Origin of the sequence: Bradyrhizobium sp. th-b2 (assembly GCF_000426785.1) — a bacterium.
Lineage (GTDB): Bacteria > Pseudomonadota > Alphaproteobacteria > Rhizobiales > Xanthobacteraceae > Bradyrhizobium > Bradyrhizobium septentrionale.
In genome coordinates this window covers 132,054-156,853 of the sequence record NZ_AUGA01000015.1, presented here as the reverse complement: position 1 = coordinate 156,853, position 24,800 = coordinate 132,054, and the positions used below count along the sequence as shown (strand labels likewise).

Below are 24,800 nucleotides of genomic sequence, written 5' to 3'. Positions count from 1 at the left end.
CGCCGCTGCGTTACGCACCCTTGTTCGGATTGATCAGGAATTTCTCGCCGGTCGCGCGCTTGCCATAGACCGCGATGTTGTCGAGCTGCAAGGTCTCCTGCAGTGAGACCACCTTGGTGTAGTGGCTGGCGAAAGTGGTCTTCAGCTCCGCCACCACGCGCTGGCGCAGCTTGTTGCCGGCCTCCGGACCGATCTTCATCAGGAACGGGAATAGCAGCCAGCCGCCGACGCCCCAGGCCATGCCGAAGCCCCGCGGCAGCTCGATCGGACGGGTATCGAGGCCGCCATAGACGTAGACCTGCTTGTGCACATTCGAACCGTAGCGGCTGTAGGCCTTGGCGGTCTTGTTGATCGCGGTCTCCATCGCGATAAGGATATCGCCCGCCAGCTTGCCGCCGCCGATCGCATCGAAGGCGATCGTCGCGCCGGTCTCGACCAGCGCGTTGGTGAGCTTATCCATAAAATCGGGCGCACTGGAATCGACGACATGCTTGGCGCCGATCCTGTGCAGGATCTCGGCCTGCTCCCTGTTGCGCACGATGTTGACGAGGCCGATGCCGTCCTTGAGGCAGATCTTGTTGAGCATCTGGCCGAGATTGGATGCGGCGGCCGTGTGCACCAGTGCCTTGTGTCCCTCGCGCCGCATCGTCTCGGTCATGCCGAGCGCTGTCAGCGGATTGACGAAGCAGGACGCGCCTTCCGCCGGCGTGATGCCGTCGGGCAGCGGCAGGCATTCGTTGACGCGCAGCGTGCGGTACTGCGCATACATCGCGCCGCCGATCATCGCGACCGTGCGGCCCATGAGCGCTTTCGCCGCGTCCGACGAGCCGGTCCTGATCACGACGCCGGCACCTTCATTGCCGACCGGCATCGACTCGTCGAGCCGTGCGGCGAGGCCAGACAGCGCCGCTTCCGGCACGCGCGCGGTCACGACAGGCAATTCCCTGCTGCCGGAGGCCTTGGCGGCCGCCATGTCGGCCGGGCCGATCAGGAGCCCGAGGTCGGACGGATTGATCGGGGCCGCCTCGACCCGGACCACGACCTCGTCGGGGCCGGGCTCGGGGGTCGGGACATTGACCAGCGATATCTCGAGTTCGCCATTCTTCTTGAGCAGCGAACGCAGCTGCAGACCGCTCTTGCCGTCACTCATCCCGACCTCCCTTTTTTGCGTTTGTTAGATCCCGATCAAGTTGGGGCGCTAGGCCAGCGCCTTCAAGGCCGCCCTGCCGGCGTATTTCGCCTGGGTGCCGAGCTGCTGCTCGATCCGCAGTAGCTGGTTGTACTTGGCGGTACGGTCGGAGCGCGCCAACGAGCCGGTTTTGATCTGCCCGCAATTGGTCGCGACCGCGAGGTCGGCGATCGTGGAGTCCTCAGTCTCGCCGGAGCGGTGCGACATCACGGCGGTGTACCCGGCCTTGTAGGCCATCTCGATCGCCGCAAGCGTCTCGGTCAGGGTGCCGATCTGGTTGACCTTGACCAGGATCGAATTGCCGCGGCCATTCTTGATGCCGTCGGCAAGCCGCGTCACGTTGGTGACGAACAGGTCGTCGCCGACCAGCTGGCACGTCTTGCCGATCGCATCCGTCAGTTCCTTCCAGCCGTCCATGTCGTCTTCCGACATGCCGTCCTCGATGGTGACGATCGGATAGCGGCTGACGAGATCGGCGAGATATTTCACCTGCTCCGAACGCGAGCGGGTCTTGTTCTCGCCGCCATAGACGTAGGACCCTTCCTTGAAGAATTCGGTGGAGGCGCAGTCGAGGCCGAGCAGGACGTCGCCGCCGGCCTTGTAGCCGGCCTTGCCGATTGCGTTCATGATGAACTCGAGCGCGGCGTCGGCCGACGGCAGGTTCGGCGCAAAACCACCCTCGTCGCCGACATTGGTGTTGTGGCCGGCCTTCTTCAGTTCGCCGCGCAGCGTGTGGAAGATTTCCGAACCGCAACGCAGCGCTTCGGCAAACGACGTGGCGCCGACCGGCAGGATCATGAATTCCTGGAAGTCGATCGGATTGTCGGCATGCACACCGCCATTGATGATGTTCATCATCGGCACCGGCAGCGTCCGCGCCGAGGTGCCGCCGACGTAACGATACAGCGGCATGTCGAAGGACTCGGCGGCCGCCTTGGCGCAGGCGAGCGAAACGCCGAGGATGGCATTGGCCCCAAGCCGGCTCTTGTTCGGCGTGCCGTCGAGATCGATCATGATCTGGTCGATCGCGACTTGCTCCTCGGCGGCCTGGTCGCTAAGTGCCTCGAAGATCTCGCCGTTGATGGCGGCAACCGCCTTCTCGACGCCCTTGCCGAGATAGCGCGACTTGTCGCCGTCGCGCAGTTCCACCGCCTCGTGGGCGCCGGTGGAGGCGCCTGACGGCACCGCCGCGCGACCGATCGACCCGTCCTCCAGCACCACATCGACCTCGACCGTGGGATTACCGCGGCTATCCAGGATTTCGCGGCCGATGATGTCGACGATGTCAGTCATGAGAACCTCTTGTGGCAGTGAGGGGGGCGGATGGCGGTGCTTCTAGCGCAATGCATCGAGGGGGAAAAGGCCGGGTGACGGGGGCGCCATCATTGGCTAAGAGGACGCCACGGAGACCCGAATGGCGAAGAAATCCAGCAAATCAACGACCTCCCCCGGCCTGCAACTCGGCCGTGCGGTGGAATGGCCCGACGCGCCGGAAAAGGCTCAGCTCGACCGCGTGCCCAATCCGCAGGCCGGTACCGATTATCTGGTGCGCTTCACGGTGCCGGAATTCACCTCTATCTGCCCGGTGACGGGACAGCCGGATTTCGCCCATCTGGTGATCGACTATGTGCCGGGCCACTGGCTGCTGGAATCCAAATCGCTGAAGCTGTTTGCGGCGAGTTTCCGCAACCATGGCGCATTCCATGAGGACTGCACTGTCATGATCGGCCGACGGATATCAGACGAGATCAAGCCGAAATGGCTGCGCATCGGCGGCTACTGGTATCCGCGCGGCGGCATCCCGATCGACGTGTTCTTCCAGACCGGCCGGCTGCCCAAGGGCATCTGGGTTCCCGATCAGGGCGTCGCGCCCTATCGCGGGCGAGGCTAGGTCGGGCACACGTTAATTTCGGCACCCCTGCCTGCCCTTGGAAAGGCGACGAGAATGCATGTCGGTCTTGGGCCGGAAGCGGACCTCTCCGCATCATCCGCATCTGATCGAGGTCAGGCGTCGCTGTCGTGGTCGGATACATCGCCGCCGCTGGTCTTAGGCCTGGAAATCGGCGGGATGCAGCTACCGAAGCGCGGATCGAGCGGATCGTAACGCGACCTCGTTCTCGCGACGATATACAGCACCGCCAGCGCGAACGAACCGAGCAGCAGCACGATCCACGCAGGTGGCCGACTTGCGATCAAAAGCACCGTTGCTCCGACCAGTATCAGCGCGACAGTGCCCAAAGACAGCTTTGAAGCCATGACCGGCTCCGCAGTAAGCTCGAGGACGGGACATTACTGTTGAAATCGATACATTTGTCAGAGACCGACTGCGACACTCCAGCGCAGCTATCCGCACGCACGATCGACCAGGTGACTTCGGTCGTTCGCGCACAGGGACGTCACGAACCTCGCGCTCCCAAGCCGCATCCCGCAATCGCAATGATGACGCGGTGGATGTCGGCTTCGGATCAAACGCCGTCGCTCGCGAGCTGACGCTATTGAGTACAGGTCCTGGAGATCGCCATGGCTCGACGTCCTCGCCTCGTCCGGCGTCAACGCCCCTCACCAAATTTCAACTAGATCAGCGAATGCAAAGCCTTGACCGCAGCATCTCGGCTCTCCACCGGAACAAAGAAACTTACGGAATGCGACGACAAAACATACTTGTCGGCGATAATCCCGTGATGTTGCAGAATCTGAATCGCCTTATATGGCAGGTCTGACGAAATGCCGCCGAAGCAAGTGAGGCTCACCGAGCTCAGCGTCTCGCGCTGCTTGCGCAAGTCTTTGCTGCTTTCCAGCGTGCGAAGCAAGGTGTCGAGTGTCTCCGAATCGCAAGTCATCATGATGCGGGTTTTTCCGGCGGTGAAAGCCGAGGCGAGGAGTTGCGGCCAAGGCAAGCCATTCTGCTTGAGATGCTGCGCGAACTTCTCAAAGCCTTGATTGAGGTCCGCCGAATCGATCTCGACATGCTCAATGCGAGCCATCGAATTGACGGCCAAGACTTTTCCGTTCTCCATGTCCGCAACCTCCTGCATCACTTGCGTGCTGTGCCGAGCGCCGCCCCACTTTCTCAAGACCAAAGGGACATTTTGGCTGTGGGCCAGCTCCACGCTGCGAAAATGCAAGACCTTGGCGCCCCAGAAACACATTTCGGATAACGATGCGAAATCCAGCTGACGCAAGGGTTTTGCATCCGAGACGATGCGCGGATCAGCCGAGCAAACTCCGTCGACCTCCTTGATAATTTCACAGCACTCCGCTTTGAGCGCCGCAGCCATGGCGACCGCGGTGGTATCGCTGCCGCCCCGGCCCAGCGTCGTGATTTCTTTGGTCACCGGATTCACGCCCTGAAAGCCTGCCAAAACCACGATGCGTCCGCGATCGAGCTCTTCGATCACGCGAACGGGCCGCACATCCAGAATGCGTGCGGAGGAATGGGATTCGTCGGTCATCACTCCGGCTTGACTGCCGGTAAAGCTGATCGCCGGCACGCCGAGATCAGACAGCGCCATGCTCATCAAGGACATGCTGATGCGCTCGCCGGTGGTCAATAACATATCGAGTTCCCGGCGATTGGGATGCGGGCTGACCTGATAGGCCATCCTGACGAGTTCGTCGGTGGTCTTGCCCATCGCTGAAACGATCGCCACGACACGATGACCACGGCCATGCAAATCGGCGACACTGCTCGCGACTGCGCGGATTTTTGCCGGTGTTTCGAGACAGGCGCCGCCGTATTTTTGCACGATGATGGGATTGCTACGCATTCTTGCCCGCGTCGTGTTGAAAGGCGCAGCTGAACCGGATCAGATCGTTCTCCCCTTCGACACTTTGGCGGTTTTTCGTTGTTTCGCTACGACCCGCAGAGCGACCCGGTTACGCTTCTTGACATCCGCTGCCGCTTGTTGAGCTTTCGTCCCGCCGCGACGGGCGGTGTATTCCTTGCCGTCTATCGGTGCGACATGCGGCGGATCTCGATCGAGATAGGGTCGCCCGATGCCAAAATCCGATCCGCGCGCATCGATCCATTTCCAAAGGGCCTCAGTGGAAACCCAACGCTGCGCCCGTGTCGCGCCGTTGACGCTGACGACATCGGCGGCAAGCCCGTGGCCATAGCCGCCGCGGAAGCTCCCTCCATGGTATGACTTGTCGCTCGCCGCCTTCAGGCCGCTCGCGATCGATTGACGGTAATCATCGCGGAACGCGCTGGTTATGCCGGGCGACAGCCCGGCCTGCTCAGCCGCGTAAAGCGCATGAAAGAGCTTGAGCTTGAAGCTCCGATCCATTCCTCCAATCACGTAGTCGATCATCGGCATGCCCATTCTTTCCGCAGCCTTCGGATCCTTCCACGTGAAATCGTTATCGACGCGCCTGGTGAAGGTCCTGGTGACAGTCACCGTCTTGCGCTTCCTCTTGACCGTCACCTTCCGCCGCTCTTGCACACTGATGGTGTCTTCCTTGGGCGTCCGCTCGTAGAGCGCCCAAAGGTACCGGTCGATGCAGACATCAACGACGAGGCATTCATCGAAAATTTCGAGGCGGCTCGTGGCCTCCTTGGTGTCGCTCGACACTGGAGGCGCGCTCGCTGTCGCCGCCTGCACCGGCGATGTTTCGACCGGCAGCATCTGCGACGAATCCGGCAACGCAGCCACGACAACTGATTTTGGCTCGCTCGAGATCGCCGCCGCATCAGGGGCCGTCGCTGGCATCGATTCGACCGCCATCGCCCCTTCGGCGCTGGCGACAGCGACGGCGTTGCCCATGACGGCTGCCTGCGGCGTGTCCGTCGTGGCGGAGGCCGATCCCGTCACCGGTTCAGCAGCCATCCCCACGTCGGCGTTCAAGTTGGCGACCTTGCCGATTGCGGTTGCCTGTGGCGTATCAACCAGTTCGGCGTCGGCGGTGAGAGATGGTGCGCGGCTGCCCTCGATCGACATTGCCGCGGTGTTCTCGATGCCGACAGAGCCAGCAAGCCAGGCAAAGAGCCAACCTGCGAGAATAACCGTCCCGCACAACTCCGGCGTCACCGTCGCAATTCGCCGCGGGTCCATCATCCCGTAGCCTCCAAACGGCTCGATCCGAGCCCTGCTGCACAGCCAAGCACGCGACAGCATCGATCATTCGGATCAAAATGAAGCCGCGCAATGGCGGAAACCATTGGCCCTGCGCTTTCCAAAAAAGTGTTGCTCGAACGCAACGCACGGCCGCTACGAACCTGTTGTGCATTCTCCGAGGTAAGCGTGTTCAGCCATCGCGCCGACGTCGGGTTGCGCCGCGTTGTCCCAAAAACTGACGTTTATGAGTACATGACCAAAGGGATCGCTTAGGGCTCGACGTCAAGCCGAGCATCGGCATCGGCCGGTCGCCGCTGCTTCAGGAATCTTGCGCAGATGAAGCCGAGCACGACCATCACGGCGGCGGCCGAGACCAGCGTCGCAGTCTTGCCGGCGTGTTGCAGGCCGAAGCCATAGGCGATCGGGCCGACGGTCTGGCCCATGAAGAAGAAGAACGAGTGCAACGACAGCGCGGTGGCGCGCGCCTCGACCGACAATTCGCTCGCAAACACCTGCAGGCAGCCGTGGATCATGTAGAAGCCGAGGCCCATCACCAAGAGGCTCGCCATCTGCAGCTTCCAGTGCAGCCCGAAGGCCGCGCCGGCCAGTTGCATGGCGACTAGCGTCGCGCCTGCGATCATCATGCCCCTCACGCCGAGCCACGGCAGCATGCGCGACACCGTCAGCGTGTAGAGCAATCCGCCGATGGCGAATCCCGCGATCACGATGCCGGCGATCGACAGCGAGGTCTCACCGAGCTCGAACAGGAACGCGGCGACGAAGGGAAACAGCCCGAGCACGCAGCAGCCTTCGATGAAGACAGCCGAATAGCAGATGCGCGCGTTCGGATTGGTGAAGATGGTGCGATAGCCGTGGCGCAGCGCCTTCAGGCTGGTGCGCGGCGGACGGTTCAGCTCAGCACCGCGGAAGCCGGCCGCGACCGCGAGCGCGACGATGATCACGAGACCGCCGAGCACCGCGAGCACGCCGCGCCAGCCGAGCAGATCGCCGATCAGGCCGGAGGCCGTGGCGCCGAGCAGATTGCCGGTCATCGAGCCCGCCAGCGTTCGCCCGATCGCGAGCTGCCGCTTGTCCGGACCGACCAGATCGCTGGTCAAGGACAGCGCCACCGGAAACACACCGCCCGAACCGATGCCGGCAAGGATGCGGGTCACGAATAGCATCGGGAACGAGGTCGAGAACGCGCCGAGGATGTTGGCGATGCCGAGCAGCCCGAGGCAGATCGTCATCAGCCGCGCCTTGCCGAACAGATCGGCGGCGGCGCCGATCGCCGGCTGGACCGCGGCAAAGGTGAAGGCGAACACCGCGGCAAAGCTCGCCGCAGTCGCGATGCTGACACCGAAATCCTCCGCGACATGCGGCAGCACCGGATCGAGCGCACGCACCGACAGGCTCGCCGCGAACGTCGCCAGCGTGATGACATTGAGGGCCGGCGGCATGCCGCTGGTTGCGGTCATGTCGTTGTCCGCCGGTCAGGCAGCCGTCTTGGCGAGCGCGTCGAACTGCATCAGCCGCTTGACGAGGGATTCGAATTCGCGGAGCGGCACCATGTTGGGGCCGTCGGACGGCGCGTGATCCGGATCGGGATGGGTCTCGATGAACACGCCGGCGATGCCGACCGCGACCGCGGCGCGCGCCAGCACCGGGACGAATTCGCGCTCGCCGCCCGACGAGGCGCCTTTGCCGCCCGGCTGCTGCACCGAATGGGTGGCGTCGAAGATGACCGGCGCACCGGTCGTGCGCGCCAGGATCGGCAGCGCGCGCATATCTGACACCAGCGTGTTGTAACCGAACGACGCGCCGCGCTCGGTGACCAGCACCTTGGCGTTGCCGGCGCCGGTGATCTTGCTGACCACATTCGTCATGTCCCACGGCGCCAGGAACTGGCCCTTCTTGACGTTGACGACCTTGCCGGTCGCGGCCGCCGCCAGCAAGAGATCGGTCTGCCGGCACAGGAAGGCCGGGATCTGCAGCACATCGACCGCCTGCGCCACGTCGGCACACTGGTCAGGTTCATGCACGTCGGTCAGCACTGGCAACCCGAGCGAGGACCGAATCTCGGCGAAGATCGGCAGCGCCTGCTTCAGCCCGATGCCGCGCTGGGCCGACGCGCTGGTGCGGTTCGCCTTGTCGAACGAGGTCTTGTACACCAGACCGATCTTGAGCCTGATAGCGATCTCCTTCAGCGCCGACGCCACCTCAAGCGCGTGTGCACGGCTCTCGAGCTGGCAGGGACCTGCGATGATGGAAATGGGCAAGGCGTTGCCGAACTTGGCTGATCCGACGGCAACGATCGGCGCGGCGGCGGGCGCGGAAACCTGATTGGTCAAAATGCTGCATCCTTTTGGCGGCGACCATGCAATCCCGCGCCGGATGGATCAAGCCATCCAGCACGATGAGGGGGTTGCGCTGACGCCGTGGGTGCGCCGTGCTATCACAATCCTGCCCCAGCCGCCCCTTCTAGAGTGTTTTCGAGCGAAGTGGGTACCGGTTCACGTGAAGAAAACGCGTCAAAACAACAAATCCAGAGCCCGTTCCGATTCAATCGAAGGGGAAAAGGCTCTAGACTGGGCCGGAATAGATTCCCAAGGGGAACGACGAGAGGACGACATGCGCATTTCGCTGATGATCGGAGCCGTGGCCGCCCTGTCGGCGACGTCGGGCCTTTCGCACGGTCAGGCCAGCAGCCAGCCCGGGGTCGTCACCAGCGGCGCCGCAGGCGTCACCATCAACGGCAAGCCGGCGGCGCGCAGCGGCGACACCACCAGCAACGGCGGCCCGCTGGTCGAAGGCGTGCCCAACGTCCTGATCAACGGCAAGCCGGCGGTCGTGATCGGCGACCGCACGCATTGCGGCGGCAAGACCACCTCGGGCAGCCACGGCGTTTTCATCAACGGCAAGCCGATGGTCCGCGAAGGCGACCAGACCTCGGGCTGCGCGGACTAGGCGTCCCGCGGTCAGGCGCGACGAGATGTCGTCATCACGCCCCTCACCCCCGCACTGGCCTCATTTGACCGCCGAAAACGACGTCGGCACCAGCAGCTGGTTGACGATGTTGAGAACGATCTGGCCGTCCTCCTCGGTCTTGGCGCGCGCGGTGATCCATTCCGGATCGCTCTGGAACGCGGTCCACTTCTTCTCGCGCTCGGCGAGCGATTCCCATGCGAGCAGATAGGTCAGTTCCTGGTTGGATTCCCCGACCAGCGTCGTGAAGAAGCCGGCCTGCTTGATGCCGTGCTTCTCCCACAGCTTCAGCGTGATGGTCTCAAAGCGCTTGAGCAGCGCCGGCAGCCGGCCCGGCAGGCAGCGATAGACGCGGGTCTCGTAGATCATTGGCGGTCCTCCCAGATTTGTTGTGCGGGGGGTTATAGCCAGCCGGTTCCGGGCTGTCTTGAGGGGGTGACAACATGGCAGCGTTGCCGACCCCAATCGATGACCGCCTTTGCCCCCCAACGAGCATCAACCGTGGCCTTTTTGTCCAAGCCAGTGGTTTGACCTAGCTCAAAGTCGGTCCGCTCAATGCGATTATTCTATCGAACACGCGACCTGTTGTTTTGCAAAGGCCAGCTTCCAACCGGAGGTTTCCGCCATGAAAATCAGTCATCGCATCTTTGCGAGCGTTAGTCTTCTCGCACTCAGTTGTACCTCGGCACTGGCTCAACAGATCACCGGTGTCCCGGGTACGCCCGGCGCCACCACTACGATCACTGGACAACAACTTCCGCCGCCCGACCCGAAATTCGGTGGCGTGATCAGGGAAAAGGCCTCGGAATCTACTGCGTGGTGGGCGCCGCGCGTCGTGCCGCCGAAGGGCGCGCCCAATGTCCTGCTCATCATGACGGACGACCAGGGCTTCGGTGCACCGAGCACCTTTGGCGGCGTCATTCCTACGCCCGCGATGGACCGCATCGCCGCGCAGGGGCTGCGCTACACCAATTTTCATTCTACCTCGCTCTGCTCACCGACGCGGGCGGCGATCATCACCGGCCGCAATCACCATTCGGTCGGCTTCGGCGTGGTCGGCGAAATATCGACGGGATTCCCGGGTTACGACTCCATCATCCCGATCGAGAAGGGCACCGTCGGCACCATCCTGAAGGCGAACGGGTACGCCACCTCGTGGTTCGGCAAGGACCACAACACACCTTCGTTCCAGTCGAGTCAGGCAGGGCCTTTCAATCAATGGCCCAACGGCATGGGATTCGAGTATTTTTACGGTTTTGTCGGCGGCGACGCCAGCCAGTGGCAGCCGAACCTGTTTCGCAACACGACGGCCATCTATCCCTTCCAGGGCAATCCTAGCTGGAACCTGGAGACCGCCATGGCCGACGAGGCCATCCAACACATGAAGCAACTCAAGGAGATTGCGCCCGGCAAGCCGTTCTTTGTCTATTACGTTCCCGGCGCCACCCATGCCCCACATAATCCCACGCCGGAGTGGATCAAGAAGATCAGCGATATGCACTTGTTCGATGATGGATGGATCAAGGTGCGCGAGAAGATCTTCGCTAACCAGAAGCGCCTGGGCATCATGCCCGAAAACGCCAAGCTGACGCCGTGGCCGAAAGAATTGCCGCAGTGGGACTCACTCGGTTTGCTGGAGAAGAAGCTCTTCATCAGGCAAGCCGATGTCTACGGCGCTTACCTCGCTTACGCCGACAATGAGATCGGCCGGGTCATCCAGGCGGTAGAAGACCTCGGAGAGCTTGACAACACCTTGATCATTTACATCGGCGGTGACAACGGCGCGAGCGCCGAAGGCATGATCAACGGTACTCCCAACGAGTTCACGACCTTCAATGGCGTCCCGGTGCCGGTAAAGGCTCAGTACCTCTGGTACCCGTTTTGGGGCTCGGACAAGACCTTCCCGCATTTTGCCGCACCTTGGGCGTGGGCGATGGACACCCCGTTCAAATGGGTCAAGCAAGTGCCGTCACATTTCGGCGGGACTGCCCAAGGCGTCGTGATGTCCTGGCCTGGCCATATCAACGATGTGGGAGGCATCCGCCGCCAGTTCCATCACGTCATCGACATCGCCCCGACCATCCTCGAGGCAACCGGCATTTCGCAGCCCGATTCAATCGACGGCGTCAAGCAGAGCCCCATGGAAGGGGTGAGTATGGCGTACACATGGGACAAGGCGAATGCCAATGCCAAGTCGACGCACACGACCCAATATTTCGAGATGCTCGGCAATCGCTCGATTTATAGCGACGGCTGGATTGCGTGCACGACGCCGATCACGCTTCCCTGGGAACTGAGCAGCGCGCCCCCGCCGGATGTGATCACGGGATACAAGTGGGAACTCTATAACGTCCAGGAAGACCCGACTCAATTCAATGACCTTGCCGCGCAGATGCCGGAAAAGGTCAAGGAAATGCAGGTCCTCTTCGATGTCGAGGCGAAGAAGTACAACGTGCTGCCGCTCGACAACACGACCCTCCTGCGATGGAATACACCGCGACCGAGCCTTACGGCAGGGCAAACGACCTTCAATTATTCGGGTGAGTTAACCGGCGTGCCGGCCAGCGCGGCGCCGAGCATCCTCAACAAGTCCTACACGATCACTGCCGAATTCGAGATTCCGAAGGGCGGCGCGGAAGGCATGATCGTTACCGAAGGCGGACGCTTCGGCGGCTACGGGCTTTTCCTGAGCAAGGGTATTGCGGGCATCCGCGGGGGCAAACCGGTCTTCATCTACAACCTGCTCAACCTCAAGCGCACGATCTGGTCCGGGTCCGAATTGGGCGCGGGCAAGCACACCATCGTCTTCGACTTCAAGTCTGATGGTCCGGGCCTTGGCAAGGGGGGCACAGGCATACTCTCGGTGGACGGCAAGGAAGTAGACCGGAAATCCATCGAACACGGCACGCCGATCACGTTTCCGGAGGACGAGACATTCGACATCGGCCAGGACACCCGCACCGGAGTGGCGATGATCGAGTATCGCTACGATCCACCGTTCAAGTTCACCGGCAAGATCAACAAGCTGAGGTTCAAGCTCGAACCGGAAACCAAGGCCGTAACTGAGCCGAGGGCAGAATTGGCGCCAATGGCAGCGCCGGAACCGGATCCGATTGAAGCACCGAAGGGCACCATGCAAGGAGCCAGTGGCGGAAAGCGATGAAAAGGGCGTTGACCTTCGCGGCCATCGGCGAGGCCGCTACGGGGTTGTCGTTGCTGATCGTTCCCTCATTCGTCGGGCAGTTGTTGCTGGGCGAGCAAATTACCGGCGTCGGAGTGCCCGTAGCACGCGTGGCTGGCATCGCTCTGATTGCCTTGGGGATCGCCTGCTGGCCTGGTCCGCCGCTTATCGGCATGCTGAGCTACAGCGTGTTGTGCACGCTGTATCTGGCCTACCTGGGTTTCGCAGGTAGTTTGACCGGTGTCCTTCTGTGGCCAGTGGTTGTTCTACACGTGATCCTGACTGCGCTCCTCATACGTGACGTCACGCGACCGCGACGCGACTTGCGCTAAGGGGCGATGAGGACCAGTCTTGCGAGCCATCAACGTTGGCCACGCCTGCGAAGTAATCGAAAGAGGTCGCCGATTGCTGCGGTGCATGAGTCCGGTTGTGGCCCCATTGCTGAAATCGCCGTCAAAGCGGACGCATAGCGGAAATGAACAGTTCCAATTCGGCCGGATAAGCTGTTTGATACATCTCGCGCCGTAGAACCTCAAATTTCCGGCTGCTTTTCGCGTATTTGCTGACAACATGGCCCCCTGCTCGCGGCAGGCGGACCATTTCCGCAATGTTGTTGCAATGTTACTCGGCCAAAGCATGATCCGGAAAAGTGCGAAGCGGCTTTCCCTCGCGACAAACGCGAAGCGTTTGCGTGGAGATCATGCTCAACAAGAGGCTAAAGCGCGATGACCTCATCGTGCTTTAGCACCGACCGTTCCGGTGCAGGACTGAGAGGACATGCGGATACTGCTGGTTGAAGACGAGACCGAAATGGCGGCCGCGCTGTCGCAGGCGCTGAAGGGCTATGACATGGTGGTCGACCATGTGCCGAACCTTGCCGAGGCCGAGGAGGCGATTTGCGCCGAGGTGCATGGCGCAGTGCTGCTCGACCGCCAGCTGCCGGACGGCGACGGCCTGACGCTGATCCCGAAGCTGCGCGCCAAGGCCGACGGCGTCCCGATCATCGTGCTGACCGCGCGCGGCGACCTCGCCGACCGCATCACCGGCCTCGACAGCGGCGCCGACGACTATCTGGCCAAGCCGTTTGCCGTCGAGGAGCTGCTGGCGCGGCTGCGCGCCGTGCTGCGCCGTCCCGCCGGGCTGCAGCTCGAGATCATCAGGGCCGGACGCGTGGCGTTCGACTGCGCCCATCGCGAGGCCAGCGTCGACGGCCACCCGCTCGAGCTGCCGCGACGCGAGCTGCTGGTGCTGGAGACGCTGCTGCGCCGCATGGGCCGCACCGTGCTGCGCGCGACGCTGGAGGAAGCGGTCTACAATTTCGAGGACGAGATCCAGTCGAACGCACTCGATGCCCATGTCTCGCGCCTCAGGCGCAAGCTCGCCGACAGCGGCGCCGGTGTCGAGATCCACAGCATCCGCGGCGTCGGCTATCTGCTGAAGCAGGTATCATGAGCGAAGCGGCGGATCACTATTGCCTGCGTTCGAAGTTGAGCTGGCGGCTGGTGACGCTGCAGGCCACGTTGTTGATTGCCATCATCGCACTGGTGGTCGGCGCGCTGTGGGCCTGCGGCCTGCCCGTCATCGAGCGCGACGAGGACCGCGTGGTGGACGTCGTGCAATGGGCGCTCGGGCGCGACGCTAACGGCAGACTGGTGCTGCGTCCGACCGCGGAGCTGAAGCAGCTGCGCGAGGAAGCGCCCGACCTCTGGTTCTTGGTGCGCGACCGCCAGGGCGAAACGCTCTCCGAGGCCAAGGTCCCGGACGAGTTCAGCAAGATCGGCAGGGCGCTCGACCATATCAGCCAGGCGCGGCTCGGCTGGCAGATGTTCGAGGACGATCCGCGCAAGCCGCCGGCGCGCATGAAGCGCGTCAACACCGATGCCGGCAATGTGCAGATCATCACCGCGACGCAGGGACGGATGACCGGCGCCAAGGCGCTGTTCGCGGCCTCCCTCACCTTCCTCGTCGTCACCGTGCCCGGCTTGCTGCTGATGGCCGCCGCGACCTTCGTGGCCACGCCGATGGTGATCAAGCGCGCCCTCTCGGGCCTCGACACCGCCGCCGACGAGGCACGCCGGATCGATTTCCGCCAGCGCGGCAGCCGGCTGTCGGCGGACCATTTGCCGCTCGAGGTCGCGCCGCTGGTGACCGCCGTCAACGATGCGCTGAAGCGGCTCGACGACGGCTATTCGCGCCACCAGCGCTTCGTCGCGGACGCGGCACATGAATTGCGCACGCCGATCGCGATCCTCAACACGCGGCTGGAATCGCTGCCGCCGGGGCCTGAGAAAACCCGCCTGCTCAAGGACTCCGCGCGTCTTGCGACGCTCGCCGAGCAACTGCTCGACATCCAGCGCTTCGACCAGTGTCGCAATCCGTTCGTCCGCGTTGATCTCGTCGCCGCCGCGCGCAACGTAGCAGCCGACCTCGCGCCGCTCGCGATTGCGGCCGGCTATGAACTGTCGCTCGATACTGCAACCGATCGGGTCGAAACGTTTGGCGACCGCGCTGCGCTGGAGCGCGCGCTGACCAATCTGGTACAGAACGCCATCCAGCATGGCGGCCGCCGCGGCACCATCACGATCCATGTCGGCAGCGCCGCGACCATCGACGTATCAGATGAAGGCGACGGCATTCCCTGGGACCAGCGCACGCGGATCTTCGATCCGTTCTACCGGCTTGCGCCGCTCGACCGCGGCGCCGGTCTCGGGCTCAACATGGTGCGCGAGATCGCAAGGCTGCACGGCGGTCACGTCTCCGTGCTTGACGGACCGAAAGGCGGCGCGTGCTTCCGCATGACATTACCGCCGGCTCCGTTCGCGTCGTGACACCAGAGCGTTTTCGAGCAAAGTGGGTACCGGTTCGCGTGAAGAAAAACGCGTCAAGATAAGAATCTAGAGCCCCGTTCCGATTCAATCGGAACGGGGCTCTGGCAACATCGCGCAATGTTGTCGCAATGCAGACCCCGTAAACAAGACAACACGCTTCGCAACTGAACAGAAGCGTGATGTCACTTTGCTGGGAATCCTAATGTCACATGATCTCATCTCTTTCTTCACGGCGTGGATGGCGGCCCCCGGCCGCGTCGGCGCCATCGCGCCGTCGGGTGCCGCGCTCGCCGAACTGATCACGCGCGACATCAGCGCCAACAGCGGTCCGATTCTGGAGCTCGGTCCGGGCACGGGCGCCTTCACCTATCAGCTGTTGAAGCGCGGCGTGCGCCAGCAGGATCTCACGCTGATCGAATACGGCTCGGATTTCATGCGGCTGTTGCAGCTGCGTTTTCCTGGCGCGCGCGTGCTGTGGATGGACGCGGCGCGGCTGGCCTCGGAACGGCTCTACCACGGCGCGCCGGTCGGCGCCGTGGTCAGCGGACTGCCGCTGCTCAACATGTCGCCGCGCAAGGTGATCTCGATCGTCGGCGGCGCGTTCAGCTACATGCGTCCCGGCGGCGCGTTCTATCAATTCACCTACGGGATGCGCTGCCCGGTGCCGCGGCCGATCCTCGACCGGCTCGGCGTGCGCGCCACGCTGGTTGATCGCGCCATCCTCAACGTGCCGCCCGCCGCGGTGTACCGGCTGACGCGACGACCGCAATACAGACTGATCACGCGCGACGCCGCGCCGGCGGCCGATGCAGGCGTTTCACCGATCACCAAGCAGCGCCGGACGAGCGAGGCCACCCCTGCCTGAGCGCCGCGGTCACGGCCTGCGCCGGCTTAGACCAGCCGGCTCTGCTTCGCCGCCGCCTCGATGAAGGACGCGAACAGCGGGTGCGGCTCGAACGGCCGCGACTTCAGCTCGGGGTGGAACTGGACGCCGATGAACCAGGGATGGTCCTCGTACTCGACGATCTCCGGCAGCACGCCGTCGGGCGACATGCCGGAGAACCGCAGCCCGTGCTGCTCGAGGCGATCCTTGTAGGCGGTGTTGACCTCGTAGCGATGACGGTGCCGCTCGGATATCTCGGTCGCGCCGCCATAGACCTGCGAGACGCGGCTGCCGCGGTTCAGCGCCGCGGGAAAGGCGCCTAGCCGCATGGTGCCGCCGAGGTCGCCGCTCTGCGAGCGCTTCTCGAGCTCATTGCCGCGCAGCCATTCGGTCATCAAGCCGACCAGCGGCTCCTTGGTCGGGCCGAACTCGGTCGAGTTGGCCTCCTCAATGCCGACCAGATTGCGCGCCGCCTCGATCACGGCCATCTGCATGCCGAAGCAGATGCCGAAATACGGCACGTTACGCTCACGCGCGAACTGTGCCGCGCGGATCTTGCCTTCGGCGCCGCGCTGGCCGAAGCCGCCGGGCACCAGGATGCCGTTGACGTGCTCGAGGAACGGCGCCGGATCCTCGTTCTCGAACACCTCGCTCTCGATCCAGTCGAGATTGACCTTCACCTTGTTGGCGATGCCGCCATGGGAGAGCGCCTCGATCAGCGATTTGTAGGCGTCCTTCATGCCGGTGTACTTGCCGACGATCGCGATCGTCACCGCGCCTTCCGGATTGCGGACGCGCTCGTTGATGACGTTCCAGCTCTGCAGCGCCGGCGGAATCTTCGCGGTGATGCCGAACGCGGCCAGCACCTCGTCGTCGAGGCCGGCGGCGTGATAGGCCTCCGGCACCGCGTAGATGTTGTCGACGTCGCGCGCCTCGATCACGGCGCTTTCGCGCACGTTGCAGAACAGGCCGAGCTTGCGGCGCTCTTCCTTGGGGATTTCGCGGTCGGTGCGGCACAGCAGGATGTCGGGCTGGATGCCGATCGAGCGCAGCTCCTTCACCGAATGCTGCGTCGGCTTTGTCTTGAGTTCACCGGCACTTGGAATGTACGGCAAAAGCGTCAGGTGAATGTAGACGGCATGATCCCGCGGCAGCTCGTTCTTGAGCTGGCGGATTGCCTCGAAGAACGGCAGGCCTTCGATGTCGCCCACGGTGCCGCCGATCTCCACCAGCACGAAATCGTACTCGTCATTGCCCGACAGCACGAATTCCTTGATCGCGTTGGTGACGTGCGGGACCACCTGGATGGTGGCGCCGAGATAATCGCCCCGGCGTTCCTTGGAGATGATGTCCTGATAGATGCGCCCGGTCGTGATGTTGTCCGCCTTGGTGGCGGGACGACCGGTGAAGCGTTCGTAATGGCCGAGATCGAGATCGGTCTCAGCGCCGTCGTCGGTCACGAACACTTCGCCGTGCTGATACGGCGACATCGTTCCGGGATCGAGGTTGAGATAGGGGTCGAGTTTGCGAAGGCGGACTTTGTAGCCCCGGGCCTGCAGCAAAGCGCCGAGCGCTGCTGATGCCAGACCCTTTCCGAGCGAGGAGACCACGCCGCCGGTGATGAATATGTACCGCGCCATGGGACCTTACCTTTAATCCGACTCCAGCGATTCGCAAAACGAATCGGCCATTCCCGGCAAACAAATCACCGGGCTGTGGGTTGCGTTAAATTGAAAGCGATTTCAGAGCACTAATGGGGATTTCTGATGCAGGATACCAGCGCTGTATCCTGCATGGCCACCCTGCTTTATTGCGACCGTGGCGCCTGCGGGCCGCTCGGGGCCGGCTGGCCCTGCTGCTCGTCGGCCTTCTTCAGCGAATCGAGGACACCGCCGGAGGTCGGCGCAGTGATCGGCGTGCCGCTGGCCGGCTGGGTCTGCGCCGGTGCGCCGGTGCCGATGATCGAACTCGGCTTGCGGTCGTAGCCCGCGTACCAGGACAGGAACAGGCTGGTGAGGAAGAAGCCGGCCGCGAGGATCGCGGTGGTCCGCGACAACAGATTTGCGGTGCCACGGCTCGACATGAAGCCGGCGCCGCCGCCCATGCCGAGGCCGCCGCCTTCGGATTTCTGTAACAGCACCGCGCCGATCATGACGGCAACGATCATGAGATGAATAATGATAACGACAGTCTGCATCGCAAGCCTTCCGTCATAAGCCGCCAAGCGGCCAGACAAACGGCGCTATCGGCTTTGCGGGTTTTCGTGAAGTCGCGCCCTGTTACACGATTGCACCGGGCATTGTCACCCCCGAGATAGTCGCAATGGCGATGATCGCAAGCGGTGCGGATTGCGCTCGGCGGAGCCTTGATCGGAACCGAATGATTCCACTATAATAGACAAATGGATACTTTGGTAGACGATCTAAGCCAGCGCCTGGCGCAGCGCATCCGGCTCGAACGCGACGGCCGGGGCTGGTCACTTGCCGACCTCGCCGAACGCTCCGGCGTCTCGAAGGCGACGATCAGCAAGATCGAGCGCGCCGAAGTCAGCCCCACCGCCGTCGTGCTGGTGCGCCTTGCCTCGGCCTTCGACCTCACGCTGGCCGGGTTGATGCTGCGCGCCGAGGGCCAGGGCGAACGGCTGTCGCGCGGCGCCATGCAGCCGGTCTGGCGCGATCCGGAAACCGGCTATCTGCGCCGTCAGGTGTTCAGCCGCCCCGATCATCCGGTCGAGCTGGTGCGGGTCGAGCTGCCGCCCAAGCAGTCCATCACCCTTCCCGCCTCGTCCTACGCCCATATCCGCCAGCTGGTCTGGGTCCTGAACGGCAGCCTTGTCATCACCGAAAGCGGCACGCGCCATGTGCTCGCTGCCGGCGATTGCCTCGGCTTCGGCCCGCCGGCGGAGACCACCTTCGGCAACGAAACCAACGCCTCCTGCACCTATGTGGTCGCCCTCGCCCGGAGCTGATGCATGTCACCCTTTGCCATCAAGCCGCTTCAGGATGCGCCGGAGATTCGCAGCGCACTCTGCGCGCTGTTGATCGAGACCGTCGCAAGCGGCGGCTCGGTCAGCTTCATGCATCCGCTGTCGCCGGGTGACGCCGACGCATTCTGGCAGGACTCGCTCGGTGCAGCCGCGCGCGGCGAGCGAATCGCGCTCGGCGCGTTCGACGGCGGTGATTTGATTGGCACCGTGATGCTGCTGTTGAGGCTGCCGCCGAACCAGCCGCACCGCGCCGAGATCGCCAAGATGATGACGCGCCTCACCCACCGCCATCGCGGCGTCGCCACCGCACTGCTGCGCGCCGCCGAGCAGCTTGCGATCGACCGCGGACGCACGCTGCTGGTGCTCGACACCGCCGTCGATGACGGCGCCGCGCCGCTCTACGAGAAGCAGGGATTTCAGCTCAGCGGCATCATCCCGGACTACGCGCTGAAGCCGCATGGCGGCCTCACCGGCACGATGATCTACTGGAAGCGGATCGGCGCCGCGGCCGGCCAGATTACGTAGCGTAGCAAGATGCCGATGGCTCCCGACTTCGCAACACTGCCAATCCCGTCATCCTGAGGAGCGCGCTCTTGCGCGCGTCTCGAAGGATGCACGGCCACCAGCCGGGCCGTCGATCCTTCGAGACGGCCGCGTTGCGGCCTCCTCAGGATGACGGTGTAAAAGCTCGGCGTGGATGGGCAGCTGGACTAACACCCCGCGGCGATCGCGAGGAAGTCCGAGGCCTTCAGGCTGGCGCCGCCGACCAGTGCGCCGTTGACATTGGCGACCGCCATCAGTTCGGCCGCGTTCGACGGCTTCACCGAGCCGCCATAGAGAATCCTGATCTTGTTTCCCTCGGCCTTGAAGCGATCGGTGAGCTGACCACGGATAAACCTGTGAACTTCCTCGACATCCCTAGCGGTCGGGGTCAGGCCGGTGCCGATCGCCCAGACCGGCTCATAGGCCACCACAAGATTGGCCGCGGTCGAACCGTCGGGCAGCGAACCCGCAAGCTGGGTGCCGCAGACATCCAGCGTCTTACCGGCGTCGCGCTGCTCGCGCGTCTCGCCGATGCAGACGATCGCGGTCAGGTGGGCGCGCCAGACCGCCTCCGCCTTCTGCCGAATCAACGCGTCGGTCTCGCTATGGTCGGCGCGCCGCTCGGAGTGGCCGACGATGATGGCGACCGCGCCGAGATCCCCAAACATTTCCGCGGAGAGATCGCCGGTGTGGGCGCCCGACGCCTTCGGATGGCAATCCTGGGCGCCGACGGCGACCTTCGAGCCGCGCGCCTTGTCGGCAAAGGCCCCGACCAGCGTCGCCGGCGGACAGACCAAGAGATCGGCCTTCCCGGCGACATCGCCGGCGCCGGCCAGCATCGCGTCGAACTCGACAGAGGAGGATTTCAGGCCGTTCATTTTCCAGTTGCCGGCGATCAGCGGCCGGATGGCGTCGGTCATGTCGGATTTCCCATCGTTCAAGCGTACCCTTGCGCTATCAGAGCCGGGCGGCGACTTCCAGATACCGCCCTCGCCCATCCCGTGCGGCGTCCAGAGCGCTTTCGAGCGAAGTGGCCACCGGTTCGCGTGAAGAAAACGCGTCAAAACAGGACTCTACCCGCTTCAATCCGCCCGCGCGGGCGAGGTTGCGGGGGGACACGAGCCACTTTATAAGCATTTTCAATTCGGTGACGCCCTGCTGCCGGACAAAAGGTCCCGACTTTTTGCTCCCACTTGGGCACGACCCGGTTCCCCACCTGCAAAACAAGTTGGACCCATGCTTCGAGGAATGCGGAAAGCCTCATCAAACTGGCTCGGCAAGACGATTATGGCCGTTGTGATGGGCGTTTTGATCGTCAGTTTCGGAATTTGGGGCATTGCCGACATTTTCAAGGGGTTTGGCCAGTCGACCTTCGCCAAGGTCGGCGGGACCGAGATTTCGGCCGAGCAGTTCCGCCAGATCTATACCGACCGGTTGCAGCAGCTTGGCCGCCAGTTCGGCCGTCCGTTGACGCCTGACCAGGCGCGCGCCTTCGGCATTGACCGCCAGGTGCTGCAGCAGACGCTCGCCGAGGCCGCGATGGACGAGGAAGCGCGCCGGATGGGTCTCAACGTGTCCGACGCCGAGGTGCTGCGCCAGATCTACAATGATCCGAACTTCAAGGGTCTCAACAATCAGTTCGACCCGCAGCGCTTCCAGGCCGTGATCCGCAACTACGGCTATACCGAGGGCCGCTACATCGCCGAGCAGCGCCGCGTCGGGCTGCGGCGGCAGATCGCCGGCACCATCTCGTCCGGGATCGAGCCGCCGAAATCGCTGGTCGAGGCGCTGACCCGCTTCCAGAACGAGCAGCGCTCGATCGACTACATCACGCTCGGCGCCGCGCAAGCCGGCACCATCGACCCGCCCTCGCCCGAGGCGCTCGCCGCCTATTTCGAGGACCACAAGGTCCAGTTCCGCGCGCCCGAATACCGCAAGATCTCCTTCGTCGCGATCACGCCCGAGGAAATCGGCAAGTGGGAGACGGTGTCGGACGAGGACGCCAGGAAGATCTTCGACGAGCGCAAGGATCGGCTCAGCACGCCGGAGAAGCGCGAAGTCTCGCAGATCGTGTTTCCGGACGCCGGCGAGGCGCAGGCCGCGCGCGGCCGGATCGCGTCGGGCACCTCGTTCGACGACATCGCCAAGGAGCGCAACCTCAATCCGGCCGACGTCAATCTCGGGCTGGTCGCGAAGTCGGCGATCCTCGATCCGGCCGTCGGCGATGCCGCCTTCGCGCTTCCCTCAGGCGACGTCAGCCAGCCGGTCCAGGGTCGCTTCGGCGTGGCGCTGGTCAAGGTCGGCAAGATCGAGCCCGGCGTGACCCCGAGCTATGAGAGCCTCGCGCAACAGGTCAAGAACGAGATCGCCTCCGAGCGCGCCCGCAGCAAGGTCGCCGAGCTGCGCGACAAGATGGAAGACGAGCGCGGCGGCGGCTCCAGCGTCATCGACGCGGCGCAGAAGCTGAAATTGACCCCCGTCACCATCGACGCGATCGATCGCTCGGGGCGTCTGCCGAACGGCCAGCTCGCGACCAACATTCCGCGCGGCCTCGACGTGGTGTCGCAGGCCTTCAACAGCGACGTCGGCGTCGACAACGACCCGATCCAGTTCAACAACGGCTATGTCTGGTACGACGTGCTGGGCATCACGCCGTCGCGTGAGCGCAGCCTCGACGAGGTCCGCGACCAGGTCGAGGCGAAGTGGCGCGAGGACCAGATCTCCGCCAAGCTGCGCGCCAAGGCGACCGAGATCGTCCAAAAGCTCGACGGCGGCGCCAAGCTCGCCGACGAGGCCGCTTCTGCCGGCGTCAAGGTCGAGACCGCTGCGAACTTCAACCGCGAGGCCTCGCTGCCAGCCGTGCCGGCCGGCGTGATTGCGGCGGCGTTCCGCACCGCCAAGGACGGCGACGGACAGACCTCGACCGCCGGCGGCAGCCAGTGGGTCGTGTTCCGCGTCACCAACGTGACCGTGCCGCCGGTCGACTTCACGTCCGATGCGGCCAAGCAGCTCACCGAGGCGCTGCGGCGCTCGCTGAGCGACGAGCAGGTCGCGCAATACGTCACCAAGATCGAGTCCGATATCGGCGTAACCATCAACGAGGCAGCCTTCGCACAGGTGACAGGCGCAAATAATTGAGCATGATCTAGGCCGCAGACGCTTTCCACGTTTGTCGCAGCGACAGCCGGTTCTCCGCGCCACCACGCGACGCGCGGAGATCAAGCTCCAACAACAGACCCTGAGCCAGCGAATGGACGACCTGAAATCGATCATCGGAAAAGTCGCCACCGGCGCCACGCTGACGCGTGAAGAAGCGGCGTCTGCGTTCGACAGCATGATGTCGGGCGAAGCCACGCCCTCGCAGATGGGCGGGCTGTTGATGGCGCTGCGGGTGCGCGGCGAGACCGTCGACGAGATCACCGGCGCCGTCAGCGCGATGCGCGGCAAGATGCTGCCGGTCAAGGCGCCGGTGGAGGCCGTCGACATCGTCGGCACCGGCGGCGACGGCTCCGGCTCGGTCAACGTTTCGACCTGCGCCGCCTTCATCGTGGCCGGCGCCGGCGTGCCCGTCGCCAAGCACGGCAACCGCGCGCTGTCGTCGCGCTCGGGCTCGGCCGACGTGCTGGCCTCGCTCGGGGTCAAGATCGATCTGACACCGGAGCGCGTCGGACGCTGCATCTCTGAAGCCGGCATTGGCTTCATGTTCGCGCCCGCACATCATCCGGCGATGAAGAATGTCGGTCCGACCCGGGTCGAGCTCGCCACCCGCACCATCTTCAACCTGCTCGGGCCGCTGTCGAACCCGGCCGGCGTCAAGCGGCAGATGGTCGGCGTGTTCTCGCGGCAATGGGTGCAGCCGCTGGCGCAGGTGCTGAAGAACCTCGGCTCGGACAAGGTCTGGGTGGTGCACGGCTCCGACGGCCTCGACGAGATCACCCTCACCGGCCCGACCTTCGTTGCAACGCTGGAGAACGGCGAGATCAGGACATCGGAAGTGACGCCGGAAGACGCCGGACTCGGCCGTGTCGGCGGCGAGGCGCTGAAGGGCGGCGATGCCGATGCCAATGCGATTGCGCTGTCGAGCGTGCTCCAGGGCAAGCCGAGCGCCTATCGCGACGTCGCCCTGCTCAACGCCGCCGCCGCGCTGATCGTGGCCGGCCGCGCCAAGGACCTCAAGGAAGGCGTCGCGATCGGCGCGCAGTCGCTCGACAGCGGCGCGGCCGCGGCGCGGCTCAAGCATCTGGTCGCGGTTTCCAACGGCTGAGCATGATCCGAAAAAGTGGGAACCGGTTTTTCGAATCAGATCATGCGCAAGTAAGGCGGTAAGCGATGTCCGACATCCTGACCAAGATCGAGGCCTACAAGCGCGAGGAGATCGTCGCCGCGAAGCGCGCGCATTCGCTCGCTGAGGTCGAGGCGCAGGCGAAATCGGCCTCAGCCCCGCGCGGCTTCGTCCGCGCGCTGAAGGACAAGCACGCAAACGGCGACTACGCATTGATCGCGGAAGTGAAGAAGGCCTCGCCCTCGAAGGGGCTGATCCGGGCCGACTTCGATCCGCCGGTGCTCGCGAAGGCCTATGAGGCCGGCGGCGCGGCCTGCCTGTCGGTGCTGACGGACGCGCCGTCGTTCCAGGGCCATCTCGACTTCATGGTCGCGGCCCGCGCGGCGACCAATCTGCCGGTGCTGCGCAAGGATTTCATGTTCGACACCTACCAGGTGGCGGAAGCGCGCGCCCATGGCGCCGACTGCATCCTGATCATCATGGCCGCGCTCGACGATGCCGCGGCCAAGGACATCGAGGATGCCGCGCTCGGCTACGGCATGGACGTGCTGGTCGAGATCCACGACCGCACCGAGCTCGACCGGGCCCTGAAACTCCGCTCGCCGATGATCGGCGTCAACAACCGCAATCTGCGCACCTTCGAGACCACGCTTGCGACCAGCGAGGCGCTGGCGCCGTTGATCCCGCGCGACCGCCTGATGGTCGGCGAGAGCGGCATCTTCACGCCTGAGGATCTGGCCCGCCTCGAGCGCGTCGGGATGTCGACCTTTCTGGTCGGCGAGAGCCTGATGCGCCAGCAGGACGTCACCGCGGCCACCCGCGCATTGCTGACGCGGCAGCCCGCATCGCGCGCCACCGGTACGCGCTGA

The 24,800-nt window shown here is 64.0% G+C and carries 24 protein-coding genes; 13 read left to right on the top strand and 11 right to left on the bottom strand.

Going from position 1 to position 24,800, the window contains the following annotated elements:
- Positions 1 to 10: 10 nt before the first annotated feature.
- Together K359_RS0119550 and eno are read right to left on the bottom strand one after the other, a co-directional pair.
- On the bottom strand, positions 11 to 1,150 hold the full coding sequence (locus K359_RS0119550) for a zinc-binding dehydrogenase (RefSeq protein ID WP_029080867.1): 1,140 nt from the start codon (positions 1,148 to 1,150) through the stop codon (positions 11 to 13).
- Between the two features lie 48 nt (positions 1,151 to 1,198).
- Complete coding sequence (gene eno / locus K359_RS0119545; RefSeq protein ID WP_029080866.1) at positions 1,199 to 2,482, bottom strand: phosphopyruvate hydratase; 1,284 nt, start codon at positions 2,480 to 2,482, stop codon at positions 1,199 to 1,201.
- Between the two features lie 121 nt (positions 2,483 to 2,603).
- Between eno and queF the strand changes: the two genes are divergently transcribed.
- A complete protein-coding gene (gene queF, locus K359_RS0119540; protein WP_029080865.1) occupies positions 2,604 to 3,080 on the top strand; it encodes a preQ(1) synthase in 477 nt (158 codons plus the stop codon).
- 113 nt (positions 3,081 to 3,193) lie between these two features.
- Here queF and K359_RS61330 read toward each other — a convergent pair whose 3' ends face one another.
- The 3 genes from K359_RS61330 to K359_RS52420 form a co-directional block, all read right to left on the bottom strand.
- Positions 3,194 to 3,445 (bottom strand): hypothetical protein, encoded by a 252-nt coding sequence (locus K359_RS61330; RefSeq protein ID WP_156928571.1) that lies wholly within the window; start codon positions 3,443 to 3,445, stop codon positions 3,194 to 3,196.
- A gap of 317 nt (positions 3,446 to 3,762) precedes the next feature.
- Positions 3,763 to 4,956, bottom strand: a complete 1,194-nt coding sequence (locus K359_RS0119530) for an aspartate kinase (RefSeq protein ID WP_029080864.1) — start codon at positions 4,954 to 4,956, stop codon at positions 3,763 to 3,765.
- Positions 4,957 to 4,995: 39 nt separating this feature from the next.
- Positions 4,996 to 6,243 carry a hypothetical protein gene (locus tag K359_RS52420; protein ID WP_084518453.1) on the bottom strand — a complete coding sequence of 416 codons (1,248 nt, stop codon included), beginning with the start codon at positions 6,241 to 6,243 and terminating at the stop codon, positions 4,996 to 4,998.
- A 90-nt stretch (positions 6,244 to 6,333) separates the two neighbouring features.
- Here K359_RS52420 and K359_RS64470 point away from each other — a divergent pair, with 90 nt between their 5' ends.
- Positions 6,334 to 6,516, top strand: coding sequence for a hypothetical protein (locus K359_RS64470; RefSeq protein ID WP_245284664.1), 183 nt, complete (start codon positions 6,334 to 6,336; stop codon positions 6,514 to 6,516).
- Here K359_RS64470 and K359_RS0119520 read toward each other — a convergent pair.
- Together K359_RS0119520 and kdsA are read right to left on the bottom strand one after the other, a co-directional pair.
- Positions 6,513 to 7,721 carry an MFS transporter gene (locus K359_RS0119520; RefSeq protein ID WP_029080863.1) on the bottom strand — a complete coding sequence of 403 codons (1,209 nt, stop codon included), beginning with the start codon at positions 7,719 to 7,721 and terminating at the stop codon, positions 6,513 to 6,515. The two genes, K359_RS64470 and K359_RS0119520, sit on opposite strands and share 4 nt — an antisense overlap.
- A 15-nt stretch (positions 7,722 to 7,736) precedes the next feature.
- On the bottom strand, positions 7,737 to 8,594 hold the full coding sequence (gene kdsA / locus K359_RS0119515; RefSeq protein ID WP_029080862.1) for a 3-deoxy-8-phosphooctulonate synthase: 858 nt from the start codon (positions 8,592 to 8,594) through the stop codon (positions 7,737 to 7,739).
- A gap of 280 nt (positions 8,595 to 8,874) precedes the next feature.
- Between kdsA and K359_RS0119510 the strand changes: the two genes are divergently transcribed.
- The gene (locus tag K359_RS0119510) at positions 8,875 to 9,210 is read left to right on the top strand and encodes a PAAR domain-containing protein (RefSeq protein WP_029080861.1); all 336 of its coding nucleotides are present in this window, start codon (positions 8,875 to 8,877) and stop codon (positions 9,208 to 9,210) included.
- Positions 9,211 to 9,270: 60 nt separating this feature from the next.
- Here K359_RS0119510 and K359_RS0119505 read toward each other — a convergent pair whose 3' ends face one another.
- Entirely contained in the window at positions 9,271 to 9,597 is a 327-nt protein-coding gene (locus tag K359_RS0119505) for an NIPSNAP family protein (protein ID WP_029080860.1), read from the bottom strand.
- A gap of 256 nt (positions 9,598 to 9,853) precedes the next feature.
- On the opposite strand from K359_RS0119505, the gene K359_RS0119500 reads away from it, so the two are divergent.
- The 5 genes from K359_RS0119500 to K359_RS0119480 all read left to right on the top strand — a co-directional run bounded on the left by K359_RS0119500 (position 9,854) and on the right by K359_RS0119480 (position 16,102).
- Positions 9,854 to 12,391, top strand: a complete 2,538-nt coding sequence (locus K359_RS0119500; RefSeq protein ID WP_029080859.1) for an arylsulfatase — start codon at positions 9,854 to 9,856, stop codon at positions 12,389 to 12,391.
- Positions 12,388 to 12,741, top strand: coding sequence for a hypothetical protein (locus tag K359_RS0119495; protein WP_029080858.1), 354 nt, complete (start codon positions 12,388 to 12,390; stop codon positions 12,739 to 12,741). Before K359_RS0119500 ends, K359_RS0119495 begins: the two co-directional genes overlap by 4 nt.
- A 445-nt stretch (positions 12,742 to 13,186) precedes the next feature.
- A complete protein-coding gene (locus K359_RS0119490; RefSeq protein WP_029080857.1) occupies positions 13,187 to 13,861 on the top strand; it encodes a response regulator transcription factor in 675 nt (224 codons plus the stop codon).
- On the top strand, positions 13,858 to 15,237 hold the full coding sequence (locus tag K359_RS0119485) for a HAMP domain-containing sensor histidine kinase (protein ID WP_029080856.1): 1,380 nt from the start codon (positions 13,858 to 13,860) through the stop codon (positions 15,235 to 15,237). The genes K359_RS0119490 and K359_RS0119485 overlap by 4 nt, the downstream gene beginning before the upstream one ends.
- Positions 15,238 to 15,439: 202 nt before the next feature.
- Complete coding sequence (locus K359_RS0119480; RefSeq protein WP_029080855.1) at positions 15,440 to 16,102, top strand: class I SAM-dependent methyltransferase; 663 nt, start codon at positions 15,440 to 15,442, stop codon at positions 16,100 to 16,102.
- Positions 16,103 to 16,128: 26 nt separating this feature from the next.
- Here the strand turns inward: K359_RS0119480 and K359_RS0119475 are convergent, their stop codons facing one another.
- Positions 16,129 to 17,760, bottom strand: a complete 1,632-nt coding sequence (locus K359_RS0119475; protein ID WP_029080854.1) for a CTP synthase — start codon at positions 17,758 to 17,760, stop codon at positions 16,129 to 16,131.
- A gap of 167 nt (positions 17,761 to 17,927) precedes the next feature.
- Entirely contained in the window at positions 17,928 to 18,317 is a 390-nt protein-coding gene (gene secG / locus K359_RS0119470; RefSeq protein WP_029080853.1) for a preprotein translocase subunit SecG, read from the bottom strand.
- 204 nt (positions 18,318 to 18,521) lie between these two features.
- Between secG and K359_RS0119465 the strand changes: the two genes are divergently transcribed.
- Positions 18,522 to 19,088: an XRE family transcriptional regulator gene (locus K359_RS0119465; protein ID WP_029080852.1), complete on the top strand. Its 567-nt coding sequence runs from the start codon at positions 18,522 to 18,524 to the stop codon at positions 19,086 to 19,088.
- Positions 19,089 to 19,091: 3 nt separating this feature from the next.
- Positions 19,092 to 19,631 carry a GNAT family N-acetyltransferase gene (locus K359_RS0119460; protein ID WP_029080851.1) on the top strand — a complete coding sequence of 180 codons (540 nt, stop codon included), beginning with the start codon at positions 19,092 to 19,094 and terminating at the stop codon, positions 19,629 to 19,631.
- Positions 19,632 to 19,816: 185 nt separating this feature from the next.
- Here K359_RS0119460 and tpiA read toward each other — a convergent pair whose 3' ends face one another.
- Positions 19,817 to 20,569, bottom strand: a complete 753-nt coding sequence (gene tpiA, locus K359_RS0119455; RefSeq protein WP_029080850.1) for a triose-phosphate isomerase — start codon at positions 20,567 to 20,569, stop codon at positions 19,817 to 19,819.
- 316 nt (positions 20,570 to 20,885) lie between these two features.
- Here tpiA and K359_RS0119450 point away from each other — a divergent pair, with 316 nt between their 5' ends.
- The 3 genes from K359_RS0119450 (at position 20,886) to trpC (ending at position 24,800) form a co-directional block, all read left to right on the top strand.
- Positions 20,886 to 22,787, top strand: coding sequence for a peptidylprolyl isomerase (locus K359_RS0119450; RefSeq protein ID WP_029080849.1), 1,902 nt, complete (start codon positions 20,886 to 20,888; stop codon positions 22,785 to 22,787).
- 112 nt (positions 22,788 to 22,899) lie between these two features.
- Positions 22,900 to 23,913 (top strand): anthranilate phosphoribosyltransferase, encoded by a 1,014-nt coding sequence (gene trpD / locus K359_RS0119445; protein WP_029080848.1) that lies wholly within the window; start codon positions 22,900 to 22,902, stop codon positions 23,911 to 23,913.
- A 65-nt stretch (positions 23,914 to 23,978) separates the two neighbouring features.
- Positions 23,979 to 24,800, top strand: coding sequence for an indole-3-glycerol phosphate synthase TrpC (gene trpC / locus K359_RS0119440; RefSeq protein WP_029080847.1), 822 nt, complete (start codon positions 23,979 to 23,981; stop codon positions 24,798 to 24,800).

Excerpts from the sequence above, each read along its gene's own strand:
- K359_RS0119550 (WP_029080867.1), bottom strand. The coding sequence starts at position 1,150 with ATGAGTGACGGCAAGAGCGGTCTGCAGCTGCGTTCGCTGCTCAAGAAG.
- eno (WP_029080866.1), bottom strand. The coding sequence starts at position 2,482 with ATGACTGACATCGTCGACATCATCGGCCGCGAAATCCTGGATAGCCGC.
- queF (WP_029080865.1), top strand. The coding sequence starts at position 2,604 with ATGGCGAAGAAATCCAGCAAATCAACGACCTCCCCCGGCCTGCAACTC.
- K359_RS61330 (WP_156928571.1), bottom strand. The coding sequence starts at position 3,445 with ATGGCTTCAAAGCTGTCTTTGGGCACTGTCGCGCTGATACTGGTCGGA.
- K359_RS0119530 (WP_029080864.1), bottom strand. The coding sequence starts at position 4,956 with ATGCGTAGCAATCCCATCATCGTGCAAAAATACGGCGGCGCCTGTCTC.
- K359_RS52420 (WP_084518453.1), bottom strand. The coding sequence starts at position 6,243 with ATGATGGACCCGCGGCGAATTGCGACGGTGACGCCGGAGTTGTGCGGG.
- K359_RS64470 (WP_245284664.1), top strand. The coding sequence starts at position 6,334 with ATGGCGGAAACCATTGGCCCTGCGCTTTCCAAAAAAGTGTTGCTCGAA.
- K359_RS0119520 (WP_029080863.1), bottom strand. The coding sequence starts at position 7,721 with ATGACCGCAACCAGCGGCATGCCGCCGGCCCTCAATGTCATCACGCTG.
- K359_RS0119510 (WP_029080861.1), top strand. The coding sequence starts at position 8,875 with ATGCGCATTTCGCTGATGATCGGAGCCGTGGCCGCCCTGTCGGCGACG.
- K359_RS0119505 (WP_029080860.1), bottom strand. The coding sequence starts at position 9,597 with ATGATCTACGAGACCCGCGTCTATCGCTGCCTGCCGGGCCGGCTGCCG.
- K359_RS0119500 (WP_029080859.1), top strand. The coding sequence starts at position 9,854 with ATGAAAATCAGTCATCGCATCTTTGCGAGCGTTAGTCTTCTCGCACTC.
- K359_RS0119495 (WP_029080858.1), top strand. The coding sequence starts at position 12,388 with ATGAAAAGGGCGTTGACCTTCGCGGCCATCGGCGAGGCCGCTACGGGG.
- K359_RS0119490 (WP_029080857.1), top strand. The coding sequence starts at position 13,187 with ATGCGGATACTGCTGGTTGAAGACGAGACCGAAATGGCGGCCGCGCTG.
- K359_RS0119485 (WP_029080856.1), top strand. The coding sequence starts at position 13,858 with ATGAGCGAAGCGGCGGATCACTATTGCCTGCGTTCGAAGTTGAGCTGG.
- K359_RS0119480 (WP_029080855.1), top strand. The coding sequence starts at position 15,440 with ATGTCACATGATCTCATCTCTTTCTTCACGGCGTGGATGGCGGCCCCC.
- K359_RS0119475 (WP_029080854.1), bottom strand. The coding sequence starts at position 17,760 with ATGGCGCGGTACATATTCATCACCGGCGGCGTGGTCTCCTCGCTCGGA.
- secG (WP_029080853.1), bottom strand. The coding sequence starts at position 18,317 with ATGCAGACTGTCGTTATCATTATTCATCTCATGATCGTTGCCGTCATG.
- K359_RS0119465 (WP_029080852.1), top strand. The coding sequence starts at position 18,522 with ATGGATACTTTGGTAGACGATCTAAGCCAGCGCCTGGCGCAGCGCATC.
- K359_RS0119460 (WP_029080851.1), top strand. The coding sequence starts at position 19,092 with ATGTCACCCTTTGCCATCAAGCCGCTTCAGGATGCGCCGGAGATTCGC.
- tpiA (WP_029080850.1), bottom strand. The coding sequence starts at position 20,569 with ATGACCGACGCCATCCGGCCGCTGATCGCCGGCAACTGGAAAATGAAC.
- K359_RS0119450 (WP_029080849.1), top strand. The coding sequence starts at position 20,886 with ATGCTTCGAGGAATGCGGAAAGCCTCATCAAACTGGCTCGGCAAGACG.
- trpD (WP_029080848.1), top strand. The coding sequence starts at position 22,900 with ATGGACGACCTGAAATCGATCATCGGAAAAGTCGCCACCGGCGCCACG.
- trpC (WP_029080847.1), top strand. The coding sequence starts at position 23,979 with ATGTCCGACATCCTGACCAAGATCGAGGCCTACAAGCGCGAGGAGATC.